Source organism: Tatumella ptyseos, from assembly GCF_030552895.1.
GTDB classification, from domain to species: Bacteria; Pseudomonadota; Gammaproteobacteria; order Enterobacterales; family Enterobacteriaceae; genus Rosenbergiella; species Rosenbergiella ptyseos_A.
Genome location: NZ_CP130649.1, coordinates 1,192,329 through 1,214,842, shown reverse-complemented (window position 1 = coordinate 1,214,842; position 22,514 = coordinate 1,192,329). Strand labels below are relative to the sequence as shown.

Below are 22,514 nucleotides of genomic sequence, written 5' to 3'. Positions count from 1 at the left end.
CTGGCTTAGTGCTGGCCTACCTTTTATCTTGCTTGAGGTAACGATAATGCACATCAATTTAAAGAATAGTGGACTTGCTTTACTCGTCAGTATTACTGCAACCAAAGCTTTTGCTTTAGAAATTGCGCCAGGCGATTATGAGCCTATCCCAGCTGGGGGTAACGTCCTAGGACTCTATGCAAAGTATTCCAGTAGTCACGAACGCTATCTTCAAGATAAAAAATTGTCGAGTTCATCTACGCTACGGACACAAGTCGAGCTATTAAGATTTATACATTCCGTTGGCATTTCTGATGGTACGGTGCTCCAGCCTCAATTTATTTTGCCCTATGGCGATTTAACCGCAGGCAGTAGCGCGCGAGCACTGGGCAGCAATCATGGCATCGGAGATTTTATCCTTGCCGCCCCGCTCCTTACCACCGTCGCCAGTCATCGGGATATCTTTTCTTTTGGACCCTATTTTTACCTACCAACTGGTAGTTATGACCATAATAAAGCGTTGAATGTGGGGGAGAATCGTTGGCGAATGCTCTGGCAAGCGGGGTATATCCATCATTTTACGGATCGCTGGGCCGTTGATACCGCAGCAGATGTGAGTTGGTTTAGCCATAATAATGATTATGGCGCGTCAAAAGCCACCTTGCGCGAAAAGCCCCTCTATGAGTACCAAGCCTATCTTCGTTATAGTTTTTCACCGCTTTCCCATTTTGGCGTGGGTGGGGGCTATATATCAGGCGGCGAATCCTCTGTTGACGGTATCAATCAACAGGATACCCAAAGAACCTTCTATTTAAGTGCATCCATGGCTTATCTCTTTACGCCTCATTTACAAGGCTTAATCGTGATCGGTAAAGACCAACATACGGAGTCTGGCTTTAAACAAGATAAAAATGTCACGTTACGCCTCGCAACCTTCTTTTAACGACGAATTAATCATATTGGTAACTTTTATCATTAATCGCTATTATCCTTAGCAGACGTTCAAAAGCGCACATAAGGGAATATTGATGTCTTTGAAAAAATTTGCCTCACTATGCTTATGTCTTTTAGTCGGTGGGATGATCGGTTGGCTGGTAAATTCAGCAACGGTCGGAAAATATAATGTGATCAATGGAACTTGTAGTGTGATTAATGCGGCGGTAGAAAATAAGTTAATCCCGCAGGATCAAGTCCGTGCTCTTGGGCAAGCATCACAAAAATATTTATTGAATAGCGCGGCCGGGGATGCTTTTCAATTAGACGAACAGCAGATCCAAGCCGCTTCAAGTCATTCTAATTGTTCTCAATTTATGGTGGGAATGAGCAGTCATTGATTAATAAATTGTAGGGGGAGCTGGCTTTAGCTATCCCTTACAATATTGTCTTAACGCTGAGGCCATCGACGCGTTTGAGTCGTAAAGTTGAAAACTAATAATTCGAAAGAACTACATCTCGATCACGATGCCCCCAATCTAATAAGCTTTTCAATGGCACGCTATTTTTTATCACAGGAGATTTAATGACAATATAACTAAAATACTTATCAATTCCCAAGCTTGCGTCGAGCAGCCCTTCAATCACTTCTTGATAGTGTTCAATAGTTCGAGTCATAAAGCGAAGTAAATAATCGTAACCTCCAGTAATTAAGTGACATTCCATTAACTCATCGACTTTTTTTATTCCTTGCTCGAATCGTTGGAAATCTTCACGGCGATGACCAGTCAACGTTACTTCAGTGAAAACATTCACATAATCAGTCAACTTTACAAGATTGATATGAGCTTCGTACCCTATAATCAATCCCGCCGCCTCCAAACGCTTGACTCTTTGTAAACAAGGGCTTGGGGATAGACCTACCGCATCGGCCAGGTTAACATTACTGATTCGTCCATCTTTTTGCAGATGAGAAAGGATACTGATATCCAGTCGATCGAGTTTAAGTAAACCGTTCATAATACCTCGTGATGGAACCTTGGTGTCTTCAATTTATATTGATATACCATGCCTTAATAGTAAAAATATACTGTTAGTAGAGGGTATATCATTGAAAAGCCATCAAGATTATATACGCCCTGTAGCTTTGGCGAGGGCAATATCAAAGATGTGTAGCGCTTCTTCTAACTGAGAATCAGTGGTAACAAGCGGAGCAAGGAAACGAATTACATTACGATGAAGACCACATTTAATTAAAAGAAGTCCTTTTTCAAAAGCAGCCTTTAAAATTGCTGCCGTCAGCTCAGCATCTTCTTTACCCGTATCAGGATCGATGATTTCAACTGCTTGCATAAAGCCCAAACCGCGCACCATTCCAATACAAGGGTATTTTTCTGCTAATTGTTGCAGCCGCTTATTCAGCTTTTTACCGGACTTGATGCTGCGCAACAACAAGTCTTCTTGTTCCATCACATCCAATACCGCTAACGCTGCGGCGCAAGCTAGTGCATTTCCACCATAGGTTCCACCTAGCCCCCCGGGAAGTGGAGCGTTCATAATGTCTTTTTTACCTACTACACCTGAAATGGGTAACCCACCACCAAGACTCTTAGCAACAGTGACTAAATCAGGGGTGATATCTGAGTGTTCAAAAGCAAACATTTTTCCAGTCCGACCAAATCCAGTCTGTACTTCGTCGCAAATTAACAAAATACCGTGCTTATGAGTAATTTCCCGTAATGCTTGCATAAAACTCGTTGGCGCTGGTAAAAACCCCCCATCGCCTTGGACTGGCTCGATAATTATCGCAGCGACTTGTTCAGGAGATACTTCTGCAGCGAAGAGGGTGTCAAGAGCCTGAAGGCAATACTGCTCAGTAATTTGACGATACTCGTTCGGAAAAGGTAGACGATAAATCCCCCCTGCGAAAGGGCCGAAATTCTGTTTATAAGGCTGGCTCATACCCGTTAAAGTCGTACCAAGTAATGTTCTTCCGTGAAAAGCGCCATCAAATGCAATAATACCTGGGCGATTCGTATAACCACGAGCAATTTTTACTGCATTTTCAACTGCTTCGGCTCCACTAGTAAAAAACACGCTCTGAAAAGCGGTATTTTTATCCATTAATTGATTGAGCCGTTCAGCCAAACTGATATAAACCGGATAAGCTGCTACCTGAAAACAGACATGCATGACTTGAGACAGCTGACGTTTCACTGCCGCTGTTACCATAGGGTGATTATGCCCTACATTTAACACCCCAATACCTCCTACAAAATCAAGATAGCGTTTACCATCGGTATCCCATACTTCACTTCCACTAGCATGATCAACTACTAATGGATGGGCAGTCACGACACCACGGGGAACGCCTTTTTCTCGACGGTCAAGCCAAATCTCATTATTCGTAGCCGTTACCATATCGCTCATCATTAACTCCTGTTAGGCATAGAGAGTAAGTCATTATTTATACCTTTGATAGCATTGTTATCGAACGTATAAATCAGGGTTATTTCGGCATAAAGCACTTAATTTAATAGCGATAAACCATTAAATTTTGCCAAGCTCCAATTGAACAATTTCATAGAACCAGTGAAGGCCATAAGGGATGACCTCATCATTAAAATCATAACTTGGATGATGTAGGGGATAGCTTGGCCCTGAGCCCAACCAGACATAAGCGCCAGGCTTTTCTTGTAACATAAAAGAGAAGTCTTCTGAGGTCAGTGCGGGATGCTCAGCCTCTTTCGCCGATAATCCTGCTTGCTGTGCAGCCTTGAGTGCAAGAGTTACTTCACGTTCTGAATTACAGGTAGCGGGGTAGTAACGGTTGTAACGAATCTTGGCTTGTAATCCATATGCTGCACAAATATGCTCAGTTTTTAAACGTACTTGTTGCTCTAGGATATCCCTCGCCTCGGAGGTAAAGGTTCTAATTGTACCGGTAATCGATGCTTCACTTGGAATCATGTTGTGCGACAAACCACCATGTATTTGCGTGACGGTTAATAATGCCGATTCATGTGGGTTGAGCTTTCTTGATACCAGACTATTCAACGACACTACCAGCTCGCTAGTCGCCAATAAGGTATCCGCTGAGAGGTGAGGCTGAGCGGCATGCCCCCCTCCACCACCAAGCGTTATATCAAAACGATCTGCGGCTGCCATGATGGGGCCGATACGGGTACGGAGTTCACCCAATTCCAGCTCAGGCCAGTTATGAATGGCATACACGGCGTCGCAAGGATAACGCCTAAATAACCCGTCATCGATCATCGCTTTTGCGCCGGCCAGGCCCTCTTCTGCTGGTTGAAAAATAAAGCAGACACTACCTTCGAAATTAGGGTGTTGTGCAAGATATTCTGCGGCAGCTAAGAGCATCGTGGTATGCCCGTCATGACCACAGGCATGTGCAATTCCCATATGGCTACTTCGCCATTGGCTTTTCCCTTCATCGTTCATCGGCAAGGCATCGATATCGGCACGTAAACCAATCATGCGGCTACCTTGATATCTTCCCCGAAGTACCCCTACCACTCCGGTATTGCCGACACCTGTTTCCACCTCTAATCCCAACTCTGTCAGCAACTTAGCAATAAGTGCGGCCGTATGTTGTTCGTTAAAACCAGTTTCCGGGTATTGGTGTAAATGATGCCTTATATCTACCCACTTTTGGATATTCATCAATACCCCCTGTTCATATCGATCAATCCAATCATTGACCGACCTTGTTCATGACGACGGATATTGTCGAATAATACTTTTACCGAACTCTCAGCATGGGTCTCACTAGCAATATGGGGGGTCAACCACAATGACGGGTGAGTCCAAAAAGGATGCTCTTCAGGTAGCGGTTCTGGATCAGTCACATCGATAACCGCATGACTAATCTGACCGCTCTCCAATGCCTCAATTAAATCTTCATGATTTAATTGCTGTCCCCGACCAGCATGGACAAGTCCGGCCCCACGGGGTAATTGAGCGAAGAGATCGCGGTTTAATAATCCACGTGTAAGATGAGTCAAGGGTAATAAGCACACCAGAATATCGCTCTGTGCCAGAAAAGCGGCTAATTGATCATCACCAAAATAACTGGCGACACCATCAATATGTTTTCGATTACGACTCCATCCCGAACATTGATAGCCTAAATGGGTAAGAACTCGAGCTGCAGCACTCCCCAAGTTACCGAGTCCAAGAATACCTACTTTACATTGCGAGGCAGGAACCGCATCATGTTTTAACCATAGCTTCCGTTGTTGTTGTTGGAGATAACGAGGCATCTTCCGATGGAGACTAATCACTGAGAAGGTCACATACGCTGCCATATCATTGGTCAATCCCGGCTCGATCATCCGTACCACGCTGACCCCTTCTGGGACGTGATCGGCACTAAATTGATCAGCACCTGCCCCGACGGAAAATATTACTTCTAGATGAGGAAATCTTGATAGAAGATCGTCTGGGATTTCCCAGGCCACATAATAGCGAACTTTCGTTGGGTCTCCCGTTTCAGGCCATAGATACATGTCGAGGTCTGGAGCATTTTCTGCCAGCCACCTCTGCCAGAACTTTCCACGCTCTGCGCTGGAATGATAAACGATACTCATTATCCCATCGCCTGTGACATAAAACTGTAATCTGACATCGCACCTTCAGGCCGAATCCAAGGCTCTCCTCGTATCATCATGATTGGGGCATCAACGCAAGGCAGTCCCTGCTGCACTAACCAGTCAGCGAAGTCGGTATTACTGTACGTGTCAACCCGTACAAATTTACCTGCAAGCGATCTAGCACCATAACAGAAGAGTTTTTGAGCGCTACACTCATCATCCGCTAACAAGGGGCCAATAACATAACCACGGCCAAACTGTCGTATGGCCATATAACCTCGAATTATTCCGCTTTTCTCTAATACCCTGATATCAGCACTGTTAATTAGGTTTTGCCATAACATTGGGCGATACAACCCATGAGACTGAAAATCATGTTCAATTAAGGAAGTTAACTCATGTTTTTGCAGGGGTCTTACTAATTCATTTGCGGCTAATTCTGGTGCGGAAATGGCGGGAAGTTGTGCGGTTTGATGCTGGGAAATAGTGCATTGTCTTTTAAAACCGTATTTTTCATATAAGCCTTTACCCATCTCCGTTGCATGCAATCGAATATTCCCTTCAGGGACTTTTTCGAGCAACCCTTCCATCAAACACTTGCCGATACCTCGACCTTGATAAGCAGCGTCGACAATCACTAATCCTAAGGTACTACGCTGTTCTCCCCAAGGCCACAATACTGCACAACCGACGATAGCGCTTTCTGTCTGCGCAACAATGCCTTCACCCAATGATAGCGCTTGTTCCCAATCGTCTAAACGATGAGGCCAGTTGACTTGCTGACTTAATCGAAAACCCTGTGACAGGTCATTATGATGCATAGCACGTAATTGAATCTTCATTAAATTTTCCTTACATCATCCCAGGTGCGTCAAGGTCACTTCCGTCGATAAAACGTGAATATCGATAGGGTGTTGGATCCACAATAGGTGTTGAATTCATGGCTAAGTCAGCTGCAAGGCGACCCGCTCCTGGGCCGATACCAAATCCGTGACCGCTATAACCTGCCGATAGAATTAGCCCAGGTAACTTGTTTACCTCACTGATGACTGGAATCGCGTCCGGCGTACTATCGATCATGCCTCCCCAAGACTGGGCCACTTGAACCCCCTTTAGTTCAGGAAACTCATTAACCATTGCGGCGAGACCTTCTTGTACTATTTCTTGGTCAGCAGCCGGGTCAAGAATACGCATTTTTTCAAAGGGAGAAACACTATCGAAAGACCAGTAAGCCAAAGTCTCAGGTCCTCGAATAAAAGGGGTCAGCGATGGCACAATAGTGAGATTTTTACGGCGCGCTTTGAAAGTTGAATAAAACTGACCACTATATTTAAGACCTTGGAAGCCCGCTTCTAGACGACCTCTGCCGGAAACGGATACGGTATATCCACCATCGATCTGTGGTCTGACAGCAAAGCGTTCCGTATAAAAAGGTAAGGCAATAGCTTGTTTGATTGGTCGAGTCCGAAATGCTGTACCTATTACATTTCCTAAAGGCAGATCGATACCGTGTCGACGGCAAAATAGTGAGGTCCATGCCCCCGCAGCACAGATAACCCTAGAAGTTTTAATAATTCCTCGTTCGGTAATAACACCACTAACTTTTCCGGCACTGATATCCAGTCCCCTTACCGCACATTGTTGAAAGACTTGTGCACCCTTACGTACCGCCGCACGCACTAATCCTGGTGCTGCCATTGATGGCTCAGCATGTCCATCATCGGGAGAATGCACCCCACCTTTCCACTGCGTCGTACTGCCTGGGGTCATGAACTTCGCTTGCTCGGCATTCAATATATTACTGCGAATATCATAGCTTTTTGCCATGTTGTTCCATCTATCCCAAGCAGCAATATCTTGTTCATTACAGGTGGCATAGACTAGGCCCGTTTTGCGAAAACCTAATTCCTCGCCCGTTTCTTCATTGAGTTCCTGCCAACGTCGTAAGGCGTGGATAATTAACGGTAGCTCTCGTTGATCACGGTTTTGTTGACGACACCACCCCCAATTACGACTTGATTGTTCAGCACCAACTAGCCCTTTTTCGAGTAAAACAACCTTGACCCCTTGGCGTGCAAGTTCCCAACACGCTGCAGCACCCGCGATCCCCCCACCGAGAATGACTACATCAGCCGAGTCTGGCAGGTATAAACTATCCTGAACATATTGAATAAGTGTGGGCATAGCTATCCCGATCCTCTGTTAATAATATGATTCTGCTTTACACAATTCCTGTTGCTCATCAAGCCAGCCCAGACGTAATTCTGGTACAGCTCGCTTCAGGCGTTCAAAGTAAAGGTTACTGGAGGGCTTGTCGTAATCTTCACAGGCAAGCTGAGTGATAATGCGCCCTTGCTTCATCACTACGATATCGTCACAGACCGCACGAATAGCTTGCATATCATGGCTTATAAAAAGGACCGATAAATTCAATTTACGGCGTAGCTCTGAAACTAAATCGAGGATAGCTGCCGCGACAACACTATCTAGTGCAGAGGTGACTTCATCGCAGATGATGATTTCCGGACGAGCGGCGAGAGCTCGCGCTAAGTTAACTCTTTGTTTTTGCCCACCGGATAAAGAGGCTGGCTTACGGTATTGCAGCGAAGGGGGTAACTTAACGAGCGCTAATAATTCATCGATTTCTTTTGATAGCGCCTTGCCCTTTAACTGGCGAAAACGTTTTAAAGGACGACTGAGTATATCGCCCACCGTATGAGCAGGATTCAGTGCGGTATCAGCCATTTGGAAAACATACTGGATCTGTTGAAGTTCTTCCGGAAGACGTTCATTGAGATGGCTGGAAATATAATGATGATTAAAAAGAATATGCCCTGCCCAGGCTGGGTTCAAGCCAGCAATCGCATGGGCAAGTGTCGTCTTACCTGATCCTGACTCTCCTATAATCCCTATCGCCTGCCCACGCCATAACTGTAGATGAATCTCCTCGAGAACACGGATTTTGGGTACCCGGTTACGGTCGCGTATACCATAACCAACAGCTAAATCACGAATCTCTAGTAAAGGTTGTCTATCGTCGTTATTTCGTATCCAGCTAGTCATACGCGGTTTATGCTGCGCTGCATTCATTAATTGGTGGGTATACGTCTCTTGGGCATTGGTTAAAAGCTTAGAGGTTTGTCCGTACTCGACGACTTTCCCCTGCTGCAAAACCATGATGTGGTCAGATACTTGCGCAACCACCGCGAGGTCATGACTCACATAAATAGCTGTCATGCCACGCTGGAAGATTACACGACGGAATGCTTTCAATACTTCAACTTGGGTTGTTACATCTAAAGCTGTAGTCGGTTCGTCAAGAATGATCACTTGTGGGTCGCCCATGAGTGCCATTGCGGTCATCAGTCGTTGCAATTGACCACCAGAAACTTGATGCGGGTAGCGCTCCCCAATCGTTTCGGGGGAAGGTAATGCTAACTCTCGAAATAAGGTTATCGCTTTCTCTCGGGCTGCAGACCGCGACAGTACATTATGGATCACTACCGGTTCTATGACTTGATCCATGATTCTCATACCCGGATTGAAGGATGAGGCCGCACTCTGTGCAATATAGGCAATATCGTTACCTCGATACTGGCGTAACTGTGCTGGCGTCATCTCTCGTACAGACTGTTCGGAGACAGAAATATTTCCCTTTGTGATATGGCAGCCATGGCGTGCATAACCCATTAATGCCATCGCTATCGTTGTTTTTCCTGAGCCAGATTCACCAATCAGAGCAAGAACTTCTCCTTTCTTAACCGAAAAGCTGATATCACTAACTAAAACAGTTTCAACACCTCTGTTGATAGCTTTAACCTGCAGGTTATCGACCACGACTAATGGCTTTACCGAGAAATGAGTACTCATGCTTCCCTCCGGATTAATGAGACTGGGCTCATATTTTGGAGACTATCAATGAACAAATTGACCCCGATGGTTAGGCTTGCAATAGCGATGGCTGGCATCAAAATAGCGGGTGATCCATCAAATAAGCCCTGTAAATTCTCACGAACTAAACTTCCCCAATCCGCTTGAGGTGGTTGTACACCCAACCCCAGAAAACTTAGGCCACTGAGTAGCAGAACGATATAAACAAATCGCAAACCAAAATCAGTTAACATCGGATGAATCATGTTCGGTAAAATTTCTCGAATAGCGAGGTAAAAGCGATTTTCACCTCGTAATTTGGCTGCCCTGATATAATCCTGGTTACGCAACTGGCTTGCCAAAGCGAACGCGATACGATATGCCCCTGGCCAGTAGGTGAATACCGCCGTGATAACTAACATGGTGAGCGAAGAACCAAATACTGCAACAATCATTAGCGATAATACTTTACCTGGTAGTACCAGTAGTGCATCGTTGAGACGGCCAAGACCTTCTTCGATCCAACGTCCAGCCACTGCCGCGAGTAACGCCAGTAAGGTTCCAACAACACTGGCAAGTATCGCTGCAGTAAACGCTAAGCCAATTGAATAGCGACTACCCGCCATAATACGCGTGAGCATATCTCTGCCCAGATAATCCGTTCCTAACCAAAAATCTTTAGAAAACCCGCCAAATAGCGGCCCCCCACCAATGTCATTAATCGAATAAGGCGCGAGATACTGACCGAAAAGCGCGATAAAAATCCAAAATAAGGTCAGAACCAGCCCCAACCGCCCAGCTGGTGTTAATGCAAAAAAGAACCACAAAGGAGTACGTAAATAGTTCATTAGCCTCTCCATTTCGGGTTAAACGCAATAGTTATAATATCTGCCAACAATAAGAGCAGTAGATAGCATCCAGCGAAGAGCATTACGCAAAGCTGTACAACGGGAAGATCGCGATTGCTGACTGCGTCGACCAGCTGACTAGCAAGACCTGGGTAGTTGAAGATAGTTTCGATGATAATAACCCCACCGAATAGGTAGGATAGACTTAGCGAAATGGCATTAGCGATTGCACCCGCAGCATTGGGTAATACATGCCGCACCACGATTCGAACTGGTGACACACCTTTTAAAATAGCCATTTCCACGTATGCGCTATCGAGTTGGCTAATAATGGCAGAGCGTGTCATTCGAGCCATCTGCGCCGTTAGCACGCAACATAGCGTTAGCACCGGTAGAGAATAAGCCTTGATGAAACTGAGAATATCGGTACTTGGACTTCCGAAAAACATCGCAGAAGCCCAGTGTAAACGCACAGCAAAAATCACTACCGCTACCGTTGCAATGAGAAACTCTGGTACTGCAACGGTTGCCATGGTGCAAGTTACCAACAGTTTATCTAACCATGTATCTCGTTTCATTGCCGCCGTAATGCCAATAAATAAAGCAAGCGGGACCGAAACTAATGTGGTAACACCTGCTAATTCGAAGGTTGCAGGAATGCGTGAGGCGATTAACTGAGCAACGGGAATGTGGCTCGTGAAAGAGGTACCAAAATGACCGGTAATGAGGTTAATAAACCAATGGTAGTACCGGACCAGCAGCGGTTGGTCCAGGCCCAATTCGTGGCGCAATGCATTAACCGTTTCCGCTGTAGCGTTCTGCCCGAGGATCATCTGAGCGGCATCGCCAGGTAGTAAACTCGTGATAAAAAACACCACCATTGAAACAATAACCAGTGTCAATATTCCCGCCCCGATACGTCGGACAATCAGCAACAACATAAAGTGATTCATCGCGCACTCCTCACTGTTAAATTAAGCGGATAACCAAATATTCTCACTGAAGCGATAGCCCATCATCATGCCCGCTGGCCACGATTTGAGTCCTTTTACTTTATTACTGTAACCGTCCAAAGAACTGACAAACATTGGAATGAGCGTGCCACAATCGTCGTAGATCATTTTTTGCATATCGCCATACATCTGTTTACGCTTAGCAGAATCTTGTTCTCCACGTGCAGCCACAACTAATTGGTCGAATTGTGGGTTGTGCCACTTTGATTCGTTATTTGCAGAACTCGAAAGATAAAATTGTGAGAATGTTAAATCGATAGTTGGGCGGGGGTTAATCGATCCATACCCTATCGGATCTTTCATCCAGTGTGCCGACCAATATCCTTCATAAGGGACACGCCGGATATTGAGGTTCAGACCAGCCTGCTGAGCGAGACCTTGCATCATGAGTCCACCTTCAATAGCCGCATCGATAGTCGTAGTTGTAATGACTTCAACTTTTGCCCCAGCCATGCCAGCCTTTTTCAAATGAAAACGGGCTTTATCTATATCTACGGGACGAGGTTTTAAGTCTGCATTGTATAACGGATGCCATGGAGGAACCGGGGTGTCATTAGCCACCGTTCCATAACCTTGAAGAGCCGTTTTCACCATCATTTCACGAGGCTGTAAATATTTCATTGCCATAACAAAATCAGGATTTTTACCCGGCGTGATGTCTGTACGTATAATTAAATTGGTATACATTCCTGACTTACTTTCTAAGATCTTAAATTGTCCGCCGGAACTTGTGATCTGTTTGGCATAGCCGGGACTGATTGCAGAACAGATATGTAAATCACCTGACATCAACCCATTTACTCTAGCGGCTTGGTCGGTTACCCCTAATAATTCAATTTCATCCAAATGCGGTAATCCTGGTTTCCAATAATTCGAATTACGTACGCCAACCGTGTGCATACTTGGTACAAAAGTTTGGCAACTGAATGGCCCAGTACCAATACCTTTATTAAAATCGGTAGTTTTAGCCGGGACAATGAGGAATGAGGGAAGCGCCAGCATGAGGGGTAAGTCGAAATTTGCCCCCGTCAATACGATAGATAGCTCCTGAGGCGTTGTCACCTTCATGGTTGAAAACTGCTGGGCGAGTGAGAATACGTTAGAGGCTACACTAGGATCTTTGTGACGCATAAGAGACCACACGACATCCTCCGCCGTTAAGCTCTTACCATTATGAAAAGTGACATTAGGGCGTAATTTTATCTGCCAAGTAATACCATCGTCGGAGTGAATAGACGAAGCAAGAGCAGGTGTAGGTTCTAACGAATCATTGATTTCTACCAGTGCGTTATAAAACATAAACTGACGAGCATAATCTGCACTGTTATTCGCTTTAGCTGGATCGAGTGTATCCGTTGCGGAGGAATTGGACATCGCCGCCCTCAACTTTCCTCCTTTTACCGGAGCGCCTTCCGCTATTGCTAAATCAGGGAAGCTCAATATTCCCGAAGACATTACGGCACCTGCCGATAAAATTTTCAACATATCGCGGCGTGTTAAAGTTCCATTTTTCAATAACGTACTTAGCTGACCATTAGGAAGATTTTTCGCATCATCGTTTTTCATCCAATTCTCTCCAAATAGATTTGTTAATCAGAACAGACGATCTTTGGTTTTGTAATAGAGCCCTGTAAGAGGTAAGAACCAAGGCTTACCAAAATACCCGGGTACTGCTGGCCAGCTTTCCGTTCCCCATGGATTACTGTCTTTCTTTTCCCCAATGAGGTCTGCCATGACTTTTCCCATCCACACCGACATTTGAGTACCATGGCCGCTATACCCCATCGTAAAGAACACGCCATTTTGTTCGCCAGCATGCGGTAATCGATCCGCGCTCATATCCACTAACCCTCCCCAGCAATAATCGATGGGTATTGAAGCCAGTTGTGGAAAGAGAGTTTTCAACGAGGCGCGTAACACCTCGCCACTTCGAGCATCTTGTGTCGGATTACTCATTGAAAAACGTGCTCTGCCACCGAACACTAAGCGGTTATCTGCTGTTGTGCGGAAATAATTGCCTATATTCATTGAAGTAACATAGGTTCGATCATGAGGTAGGAGCTGTGCTAGTTGCGTTGCAGGTAACGGCACGGTAGTGATGATGAAACTTCCAACGGGCACAATCCGACGCTGAAACCAAGGAAATGGCCCTTTATCCGAACAGCCCGTCGCTAATAAGACTTTTTCAGCAACGATGGAACCTTTTGCTGTCTCAATGCGATGCTGATAACCAGATAATCGCGTTAACGCGGTGACAGCATGATGTTGATAAATTTTTGCACCGGCGCGGACGGCTGATTGGGCCAACCCGATACCGAATTTTCCCATATGCATTTGGCCACCACGCTTTTGCAATAGCCCCCCGTAAAAGGCATCGCTACTGACCTCATCTCGTGTCTCAGTGGCAGAAAGTAACATCACTTCTGGGTCGACGGTTTCACTCATTAGCTTCGCTGCAGTTTGCAATGATGCGAGGTGTGCAGGTTTACTGGCTAGTTTTAGCTTGCCACATAAGCGAAAATCGCAATCGATTCTCTCCTCATCGATCACTGAAGCAACATAGCTGACCGCATCGTCATAAGCGCGGTAAAATTCCGTTGCCTTCTCAAGTCCTTTGCTCGCAACAAGGCTGGCAAAGTTTTGTGCAACACCGGTATTACAATGCCCACCATTACGTGCAGAGGCTTGGCTCATGATCTTTTCACTTTCAAGCACAACAACCTGCAGCCCTTGCCGTGCTAAGTTTCTAGCGGCCGAAATCCCACTAAAGCCTCCACCTATAATCACGACGTCAGCCGTAGCTGGAAGCGGCTGTTGGCACTCTCCGGTAAAAATGGGAGCCGTACTCTGCCAAAAGGATTCCATTTTCATGCCGTCTTCCCCCTCAGAGTCCCACGACACTTGGTAGCTCACTGATATCATGGATTTCAGTGTAACCATATTCAGGACACCCTGGTTCATGCCCCCGATTAACAAATACCTTGTGAGTGATACCGAGGTCATGCGCTGTCATCAAGTCATATCGTAAGCTTGAAGAAACATGAAGAATATCTTCTGGGCCACAACCCAATTTATTAAGCATCACTTCAAAACCACGCATCGCGGGTTTGTACGCCCCAGTTTCCTCTGCCGTAATCGTCATATGAATCGGCGCTCCTAAACGGGGTACATGATGGGTAATTAAGTCATCCATTGAATTGGTAAGTAGGACCAACGGAATATGTGGCGCAATTCTGCTCAAACCAGAAGGAACATCTGGATGTGCCGTCCACGTTTTACAATCCTCGTAAATAAAGTCACTGTCCTCTGGTTGCCACTCAACTTTCCACTTACGACAGGTTCGTTGAAGTGCTCCATCGACAATGTTGTAGTAGGGCTTCCAAGGTCCTAGAACTTCATCGAGTCGGTAGCGTGCAAAGTCAGTTATAAATAATGGCATTATCTCGGCACCCACACGGTCGGCATAACAGCGGCGTGCCGCGCCTGCCATATCAAAGTTAATTAACGTCCCATAACAGTCAAAAGTAATAAATTTGGGGGTAAACACAGCCATAGCGTTGTCTCCATTTAGAAGAAAGGAATTAAAAATCGATGAGTACACTTTTCTGACGCTGGCAGGCCTGGAAAGCCTGACGTCCCAGATCTTTACCAATCCCAGAACCCATGAAACCACCTGTTGGAATAATGAAATCACCGCTTCGTCCATAGCGATTGACCCAAACTGTTCCAGTATTCAAAGATTGAATTGAGCGCATTGCGGTCGTTAAATTTTGCGTATGAACACCAGCACATAAGCCATAGATATCGTGTTGCGCGAGAGCAATCCCCTCTTCTTCGTCATCGAAATACTGTACAGTGAGTACTGGGCCAAAAATTTCTTCCTGTACGGCACAATTATCTTCTGCAACATTGATAAGCAGTGTCGGCTGCCAAAACCAGCCCCCTTCGGTGTGCTCGAATCGCTTACCCCCTACCAATACTTCACCACCTTCAATGCATGACTGCTGGATAAGGCGTTGCACCTTATTACCCTGACGACTATCAATGAGGGGAGAATAACGAGAATTTTCTAACCAGGTATAACCTGGTCGGTACTGCTGACATAAAAGGATAAGTTGCTCAAGTAACGCTGGGGCAATAGCGCGCTGAACAATAAGCCGCGTACCTGCCACACAGGCTTGGCCGCCATTAGCGGTGAAACCGCGAGCAATACGTTGTGCTATATCAACGGGATTACCGGCATCGTTAAAAACTAATTGCGGACTTTTACCACCAAGCTCGAGAGTGACGGGTTTCATACCATTGAACCCCGCATCACTCATAATTTGCGCCCCTGTCACCGTCGATCCAGTGAATGAAACTTTACGAATAAGCGGATGTTTAACTAACTCGCTTCCAGTGTGAAGACCACTACCCTGAACGATGTTGAGTACGCCCGCAGGTAAGCCCGCTTTAACCGCCAATTCCGCTAAACGAAGTGTCGAAAATGGAGTGAGTTCCGAAGGTTTTAACACTACCGCATTACCCGCTGCCAAGGCTGGACCACACTTCCATGAAGCCATTGATAGAGGAAAGTTCCAGGGGGTAATTGCTCCGACGACACCATAAGGCTCTGGGATCAACATCCCTAGACTCTCTTTTCGGGTCGGTAATAAATCACCGCTATACTTATCAGCACATTCCGCGTAAAAACGGATTGCCTCTGCAGTAAACGGAATCTCGTGGTTGATGACATCAGTAATGGGACGTGTAGACCCTAAAGCTTCGAGTTGTCCAAGATAAGTGGCATCCTCTTCAATTAACTCTGCCCATCGACGCAAAATGGCTCCACGCTGCCGGGGTGAACTGCTTGACCAGCCACTACTCATTCGTTTCTCTTCAGCAATCTCTACCGCCTGGGTAACCCCCTCAATACCGCTTTCAGGGATTAGCGCATAGGGTTTACCATCTGAGGGGCGATGGACTTGAATCTGATCATTGTTTGATGGGATATGCTGACCATCAATATAGTTCCCAGTACAAAACGAAAGATTATCCGGATCAAAACTTAGCATACGTTCACCTTATTGGCGGGTGTAAGAGAACTTTTCAGAAAAAAATGCTTTCTTTAGAGTCATCTAGCATGATGTATGCCAATATCGGTGGAAAAAATTTTATGCGATTTAGTGACGTTAAAAAAAATTTTGTGCGGTTAAAAAAACTTTTCCAAAATGCTAAAAAACTCAAGTCAAGACGAAGAGGAAAAAGGGGTTAAGGTGCACAAAAAAATAATGCAAAATTAAGGAGCACTGCACTAAATTGATGCTCAATAATGATCTGTCAAAAATTGTAGGAGATGACGTTGCTACTCAATTCTTTAAAAATTGAGTGTGAAAACCTGCAGGTAAGGCGTAGGGAATAAAAACAGATAGACTATCGGCTCAAACTCGAATTTCTCATCCTTTTGAGATCAAAGACCATGTCGATCACTACCAATCTATCTAATGTGATCAACCAACAGGATATTGATAATACCAAAATATTTGCCTTGTAATCCTGAAAATCAAATTAGGAAAAGGGTCAATATTAAGGGCTTCCATATTGACAGCTTTGACAATGACTTCGAGTATTTCAACATAAAAACCAGCTTTTTTTCCGTTGGCCATATACTCAACGGGTGAAAAGGCCATGTTTAATCCCACAGTGATCACTACTGCCTTAATAAATTCGTTTTAACGTTGCTTTGAAGGAGAATTAACTTCCCCCCATAGCACTTAATAGTGAATTATGAAAAATATCGACATCGGTACTGTGCATAAAGTTTTCCTTAAAAGCAGATAAATCGTTTGATCGAGCGAATATTCAGACTTAATACTTTTGAGGTGCACAGCATTTTCACTGGACTTTGTGGAATACCCGTACTCGTATACTCAATTATAAAGGCCAGATTTGTGGAAATAATGGCGATATAAGCGGCTGTCCATGTTTAAGGGTTAACTCAGGAAAAGGAGGTGAAGTTATTCCTCCTCGCTCTACAAATGTCGCATCATCACCGACCCAACGGGCGGAAAATACTCGACGAGCTCGCGGAGAATGATTCCCGGATGCACCATGTACGGTGCGGTAATGGAAGGCCACTGCATCGCCAGGTTCTAATGCCCAACTCACGATATCGTAGTCTTCTGGATGCGCATCGATATCAGGTATTTCTTTAAAATTTTCATGGTCATAAAGTTTAGTACCATTAAAACGGATAGGGCTAAACTCATCTGACCATAAATGGGAACCACGAATACAGCGCAGGGAGATTGATTGTTCAACCGGATCAAGGGGGATCCAGAAACTGACATTTTGTTTTCCGTTAACACAGTAATAAGGTTGGTCATGATGCCATGGGGTAATCGTAGTTCCTCCGGGTTGTTTCACAAGAGTATGTTCGTGGAAAAATTTAGCCGTTCTCGGTCTCATCAATTTAGCTGCAATTTCGGCTGCTGGTGAGTTATAGACAAAATCTTTGAAGGATCTTATCCGCGACCAATTACAATAATCTTGAAAAAAAGGAGCCGAGCCGTCTGTCGGGATAACTGTTCTGGCAATACCGTATTCGCTAGGATTAGCCATAAGCTCATCAATTCCTTCGGAAAGCGGATTAATCCACCCCTTGAAAAGCCCTTTGAATAGGACTACACCATCCTTTTGAAAAGTTTCTACAGAGTGGTCATCAATCAATACTTCTGGCGAATAGAACATTTCTCTTGCCCTTTTCAATAAAAAATTGTCTTTGAAAATTGCAATTCGCATTCCATAGCGTTAAATACCATTACAGTATTTATATTGTTTAAAACGATATAAATCTTAATACCTCTGATTTTAATCAAATTTATTCCTGTGATTGTCCATCAATTGGTTAAAAATTTATTACACTACTTTCCCATCAGCCTATTTTTATCTTCCTGCTACCAATCTTACGTCAGGAGTTGAAGCGCGTTCGATGGTGCAATTTGCACACTGCTATCATTTATTATTCTCTTATCGTTACGCATCTAACCCTATCCAAGTTGGGTTAGTAGGAATTAATAGTGACTTCATTTTATCAACTTCACGTTTAACGCTATAAATGCAATGATTTTTACATCACTCCTCTTTTAGTCCTATTTGCTTCAACTAACATCTAACCAAATTAACACTAAAATAAAGTACACAAAGTGTTAACTTTAAATTAACATCAATTCTTAGAGGGTTTTACAGACCCCGCGAACTATATCGGTAAGTTATCTGCTTAAGTAATGTCGATAAGGAGACATAAATGTCTGATCCTTCAACCAAAGGGATTAGTCGTAGACGGCTAATCTCAGGCTCTGCTGCTGGCCTAACTCTTGCTGCGGTATCTCCTGCGCAGAGTACTACCATTACCGGCATCCCGCGCTGGATGCTCTTCGACCATAATAATCCCATTATTGACGAAACGCCTGGCCTGCAATTTTTCACCCCTGATGAAGCCGTTGAAATTGATGCGATTGTCAGCCAATTAATCCCCTCTGATGAATATTCCTGCAATGGTAAAGAAGCTGGCTGTACGATATTTATTGATCGTCAACTCGCAGGATCTTATGGCGATGCCAGCCGTAATTATCGGCAAGCACCTTTTCAGGCAGGTACCGCCGCGCAAGGCGACCAGTCTCCCCTCGTCCCACGTGAACGCTATCGCTTAGGCATTGCCTCCCTAAATCAATATTGCTTGGCTAAATACCAAAAAAAGTTCAGCGGCCTGAACAACGAAATACGCAATGAAGTACTGACAGCATTGGAGAACAATGCCATCCAGTTAGCCAATATTGATAGCAAAATGTTCTTTGACCAAGTGCTAACAAATACCATGGAAGGTTTTTTTGCCGATCCTATTTATGGTGGAAATAAAGATATGGTGAGCTGGAAAATGATTGGCTTTCCAGGGGCACGATACGATTATCGCGATTTTCTAACAAAAACTGACCAAAAATTGGATCTCGTTCCTATCTCAATTAGGGGCAGTGAAGCCTGGACAGCAAAGGGTTAAAAAGATGATAAAAAAATTACCTTCTACTGATGTTGTCATCGTCGGTTTGGGCTGGGCTGGCTCCATCTTAGCCAAAGAGTTATGCGATCAAGGGCTTAACGTCGTTGGCCTAGAACGTGGGCCTTGGCGAGATACCGCGAAAGATTTTAACATTGCTACGGCAGCAGATGAATTACGCTACAACGCACGTGAAGAGCTAATGCTTAGGCCCGCGCAAAATACTTGTACGATGAGAAACTCGCCACTGGAGACAGCCTTACCTATGCGCTTTTGGGGTTCTTTTCACCCAGGAAATGGAACCGGGGGGGCGGGTAATCACTGGGCTGGATTAACGTTTCGTTATCAACCTGCAGACTTCCGGTTGGCCAGTCATCTGCGTGAGCGATATGGTAAAGAAGTCGACCCAGGATTAACGCTCCAAGATTGGGGAATGGAGTGGGAGGAAATCGAACCCTTCTACGATGCCTTCGAGCGCGTTGCAGGGGTTTCTGGGAAAGCTGGGAACATTAACGGACAAATTATTGAGGGCGGTAATCCGTTTGAAGGCCCCCGTCATCGTGACTATCCTAACCCACCGAATACGCAGACCATTGCGCCGACCTTATTCGCCAAAGCTGCCACCGAAATGGGGTATAAACCTTTTAATGTTCCTTCCGCTCTAGCTTCTCAACATTATACCAATCAGTATGGTGTCACTATGGGTCCCTGTACCTATTGTGGCTTCTGTACAAACTATGGCTGTGCCAACTACTCAAAAGCCAGTGCGATTGTTAACGTGCTTCCTGCAGTGGTTGATATGCCAAATTTTGAAGCCCGCACTAATAGCGAAGTATTAGAGGTCTTGAAAGATAGTACAGGTAAAAAAGCGACCGGCGTCGTCTATATTGATAGTAATGGCGACCGTTATGAACAGCCCGCTAACATTGTGATTGTCGCGGCGTTTACCTTCGAAAATGTTCGCTTGATGTTATTATCCAACGTCGGTATTCCTTATGACCCCATGACAGGAAAAGGCACCACTGGCCGTAATTATTGCTACCAAACGGCAAACAATGTTCGCTTATTCTTTACAGATCAAATATTGAATCCGTTCATTGGTGCGGGTGCGATTGGTATGGGAATCGATGAATTCAACAATGATAATTTCGACCATTCAGGACTTGGCTTCGTTGGAGGGGGATCAACACGCGTCACTCCAATCGGTTCAGCGCCCATCGCTTCTCGCCCAGTTCCTCCCGGCACACCGCGTTGGGGATCGGCTTGGAAGAAAGCGACCGTTGAGCATTATCTCACGACGATGAGTATTGGCTGTGAAGCAAGTAGCTATCCACAGAAAACGAATTATCTCTCTCTTGATCCCAACTATAACGATCCCCACGGTCGCCCCTTATTGCGTATCACCTTTGATTTCCCAGAAAACGACCAGCGGATGGCGCAGTACGTGACGGATAAAGTCGCTGAGATTGCAAAAGTGATGAATCCCCAGCAAATTCAGAAACAACCCCGAAAAGGTCCTTGGGCAAACGGTGATTATCAATCGTCTCACGTCGTCGGTGGCTTCGTCATGGGAAGTGACCCTTCTACAAGTTCAGTAAATAAATTTTGTCAGGTATGGGGGATCCCAAATTTATTCGTCGTCGGCGCCTCTGCAGTACCGAATAACCCAGGTTATAACCCTACCGGAACTGTCGGTGCACTCGCCTTTCGTACGGCACATTATATTCGCACCCAATACCTTAAACAGCCTGGGGAGATGATGTCATGAAAAAATTATTATTGTCAGCATCCACCCTATTGTTTCTGGTCGCCGCCGGCGTACAAGCTGAAAGTGGTGGAGATTCTTGGGATTTAGTGAGTAAGGGACGTTATATCGCACAACTGGGTGATTGCACGGCTTGCCATACTCAACCCGGCAAGCCGCTTTTTTCCGGTGGCGTGACGATAGACACTCCTTTTGGTAGGTTGGTCGGCGCCAATATTACCCCAGACCCCGAAACAGGAATAGGTAAATGGACTTTTGCTGATTTTGAAAATGCCATGCATAAAGGCCACGATCGCGAAGGAAATCTCCTCTATGGTGCAATGCCCTTCACCGCTTATACCAAAGTGACTTCCGAGGATAACCGGGCCTTGTGGGCATACTTACAATCCGTTCAACCTATCAATCGAGTGGTAGAGACTAATCAGCTACCTTTTCCTTTTAATCTGAGAACAAGTTTACACCTGTGGAACAGTATTAATTTCAATGAAGGAGTATATAAGCCCGATCCCAAACAGTCAGCAGAGTGGAACCGAGGAGCCTACTTAGTACAAGGGCTTGGCCACTGTGGGACCTGTCATACCCCTAAAAATATTTTAGGGGGTGACAAAGCCAATTACGCCTTATCAGGGAATTTACTAGGAAGTTGGTATGCGCCAGATATCACTAATAATGCCCATACAGGTGTTGGAAAATGGTCGCAGCAAGATTTAGTGGACTATTTGAAGACGGGCGCCAATCGCTACGATATTGCTAGCGGTCCCATGGCTGAAGCCGTCGAAAACTCGACCCAGTATTGGAAAGATGCCGATCTGAATGCCGCGGCTCTTTATTTAAAATCGTTAACAGAGAGCAGTAAAACAGAAAAGCCAACCCCTCTTCCAGCTGATGATCGACAAATGATAAATGGTAAGGCCATCTATGCTGATCGCTGCAGTGGCTGCCACGTTTCGCAAGGAGAAGGCGTTGCACATCTCTTTCCTCAACTCGCGGATACACCACTGGTGAATGGTGATCCCACTTCGTTAATTCATGTTGTTGTTGCCGGAAGCCGTGCAGGCGGAACCACCGCAGCCCCCACTAGGCCAGCAATGCCTGCATTAGGTTGGAATCTTACTGACCAAAATGTAGCGGATGTTTTAACCTTTGTACGTAACAGTTGGAATAATGCCGCGCCTGCTGTCACTGCCAACCAAGTGAAAGAAGTTCGGAAAAAATTAAAGGAATAGCAGGCTGCTTATCAATAAGGTGACTTATCAAGGTCAACACGGCTGACTAAAGTGTGTTGGCCTTTTTTTGTGATACGAGTAGACCTGGGGGGTATTGAGAAAGTTAGTGGTTATTTGATGCTGATGACCGAACACTGACTGGGTTATATCCAGCCCAGCAGAGACTTTATTTACGAGGAGAATGAGAGGTAATCGGAAATATTTTTCTTAGAAAAAGAAAAACCGCCTTTCGGCG

The 22,514-nt window shown here is 45.2% G+C and carries 20 protein-coding genes; 5 read left to right on the top strand and 15 right to left on the bottom strand.

Translation table 11 applies throughout. From position 1 onward, the window contains the following. Window positions 1–46: 46 nt before the first annotated feature. Together QJR74_RS05855 and QJR74_RS05850 are read left to right on the top strand one after the other, a co-directional pair. Window positions 47–922 (top strand): transporter, encoded by an 876-nt coding sequence (locus tag QJR74_RS05855; RefSeq protein WP_304373618.1) that lies wholly within the window; start codon window positions 47–49, stop codon window positions 920–922. 85 nt (window positions 923–1,007) lie between these two features. Next, window positions 1,008–1,313 carry a hypothetical protein gene (locus tag QJR74_RS05850; protein ID WP_304373617.1) on the top strand — a complete coding sequence of 102 codons (306 nt, stop codon included), beginning with the start codon at window positions 1,008–1,010 and terminating at the stop codon, window positions 1,311–1,313. A gap of 94 nt (window positions 1,314–1,407) precedes the next feature. Here the strand turns inward: QJR74_RS05850 and QJR74_RS05845 are convergent, their stop codons facing one another. The 15 genes from QJR74_RS05845 to QJR74_RS05775 all read right to left on the bottom strand — a co-directional run bounded on the left by QJR74_RS05845 (window position 1,408) and on the right by QJR74_RS05775 (window position 17,985). After that, window positions 1,408–1,932 carry an Lrp/AsnC family transcriptional regulator gene (locus tag QJR74_RS05845; protein ID WP_304373616.1) on the bottom strand — a complete coding sequence of 175 codons (525 nt, stop codon included), beginning with the start codon at window positions 1,930–1,932 and terminating at the stop codon, window positions 1,408–1,410. A 108-nt stretch (window positions 1,933–2,040) separates the two neighbouring features. Then, entirely contained in the window at window positions 2,041–3,345 is a 1,305-nt protein-coding gene (gene gabT, locus QJR74_RS05840; RefSeq protein ID WP_441007634.1) for a 4-aminobutyrate--2-oxoglutarate transaminase, read from the bottom strand. A gap of 117 nt (window positions 3,346–3,462) precedes the next feature. Continuing rightward, a complete protein-coding gene (locus QJR74_RS05835) occupies window positions 3,463–4,596 on the bottom strand; it encodes an amidohydrolase (RefSeq protein ID WP_304373614.1) in 1,134 nt (377 codons plus the stop codon). Beyond that, entirely contained in the window at window positions 4,596–5,522 is a 927-nt protein-coding gene (locus QJR74_RS05830; RefSeq protein ID WP_304373613.1) for a 2-hydroxyacid dehydrogenase, read from the bottom strand. Before QJR74_RS05830 ends, QJR74_RS05835 begins: the two co-directional genes overlap by 1 nt. After that, entirely contained in the window at window positions 5,522–6,367 is an 846-nt protein-coding gene (locus tag QJR74_RS05825) for a GNAT family N-acetyltransferase (RefSeq protein ID WP_304373612.1), read from the bottom strand. Before QJR74_RS05825 ends, QJR74_RS05830 begins: the two co-directional genes overlap by 1 nt. 10 nt (window positions 6,368–6,377) lie before the next feature. After that, on the bottom strand, window positions 6,378–7,709 hold the full coding sequence (locus tag QJR74_RS05820) for an NAD(P)/FAD-dependent oxidoreductase (protein WP_304373611.1): 1,332 nt from the start codon (window positions 7,707–7,709) through the stop codon (window positions 6,378–6,380). 18 nt (window positions 7,710–7,727) lie between these two features. Continuing rightward, a complete protein-coding gene (locus QJR74_RS05815) occupies window positions 7,728–9,395 on the bottom strand; it encodes an ABC transporter ATP-binding protein (protein ID WP_304373610.1) in 1,668 nt (555 codons plus the stop codon). After that, entirely contained in the window at window positions 9,392–10,243 is an 852-nt protein-coding gene (locus QJR74_RS05810; RefSeq protein ID WP_304373609.1) for an ABC transporter permease, read from the bottom strand. The genes QJR74_RS05815 and QJR74_RS05810 overlap by 4 nt, the downstream gene beginning before the upstream one ends. Further along, entirely contained in the window at window positions 10,243–11,196 is a 954-nt protein-coding gene (locus QJR74_RS05805; RefSeq protein ID WP_304373608.1) for an ABC transporter permease, read from the bottom strand. Before QJR74_RS05805 ends, QJR74_RS05810 begins: the two co-directional genes overlap by 1 nt. A 21-nt stretch (window positions 11,197–11,217) precedes the next feature. After that, entirely contained in the window at window positions 11,218–12,822 is a 1,605-nt protein-coding gene (locus QJR74_RS05800; RefSeq protein ID WP_304373607.1) for an ABC transporter substrate-binding protein, read from the bottom strand. Window positions 12,823–12,849: 27 nt separating this feature from the next. Next, entirely contained in the window at window positions 12,850–14,127 is a 1,278-nt protein-coding gene (locus QJR74_RS05795) for an NAD(P)/FAD-dependent oxidoreductase (protein WP_304373606.1), read from the bottom strand. 13 nt (window positions 14,128–14,140) lie between these two features. Beyond that, window positions 14,141–14,809 carry a haloacid dehalogenase type II gene (locus QJR74_RS05790; protein WP_304373605.1) on the bottom strand — a complete coding sequence of 223 codons (669 nt, stop codon included), beginning with the start codon at window positions 14,807–14,809 and terminating at the stop codon, window positions 14,141–14,143. 28 nt (window positions 14,810–14,837) lie between these two features. Then, on the bottom strand, window positions 14,838–16,310 hold the full coding sequence (locus tag QJR74_RS05785) for an aldehyde dehydrogenase family protein (RefSeq protein WP_304373604.1): 1,473 nt from the start codon (window positions 16,308–16,310) through the stop codon (window positions 14,838–14,840). A 435-nt stretch (window positions 16,311–16,745) separates the two neighbouring features. Then, window positions 16,746–16,925, bottom strand: a complete 180-nt coding sequence (locus QJR74_RS05780; RefSeq protein ID WP_304373603.1) for a hypothetical protein — start codon at window positions 16,923–16,925, stop codon at window positions 16,746–16,748. Window positions 16,926–17,169: 244 nt separating this feature from the next. After that, the gene (locus QJR74_RS05775; protein WP_304373602.1) at window positions 17,170–17,985 is read right to left on the bottom strand and encodes a phytanoyl-CoA dioxygenase family protein; all 816 of its coding nucleotides are present in this window, start codon (window positions 17,983–17,985) and stop codon (window positions 17,170–17,172) included. Between the two features lie 556 nt (window positions 17,986–18,541). On the opposite strand from QJR74_RS05775, the gene QJR74_RS05770 reads away from it, so the two are divergent. The 3 genes from QJR74_RS05770 to QJR74_RS05760 are packed head-to-tail and all read left to right on the top strand — an operon-like array spanning window position 18,542 to window position 22,279. Continuing rightward, complete coding sequence (locus tag QJR74_RS05770) at window positions 18,542–19,291, top strand: gluconate 2-dehydrogenase subunit 3 family protein (protein WP_304373601.1); 750 nt, start codon at window positions 18,542–18,544, stop codon at window positions 19,289–19,291. 4 nt (window positions 19,292–19,295) lie between these two features. Next, entirely contained in the window at window positions 19,296–21,056 is a 1,761-nt protein-coding gene (locus QJR74_RS05765; protein WP_304373600.1) for a GMC family oxidoreductase, read from the top strand. After that, entirely contained in the window at window positions 21,053–22,279 is a 1,227-nt protein-coding gene (locus QJR74_RS05760; protein ID WP_304373599.1) for a c-type cytochrome, read from the top strand. The genes QJR74_RS05765 and QJR74_RS05760 overlap by 4 nt, the downstream gene beginning before the upstream one ends. Window positions 22,280–22,514: the final 235 nt, after the last annotated feature.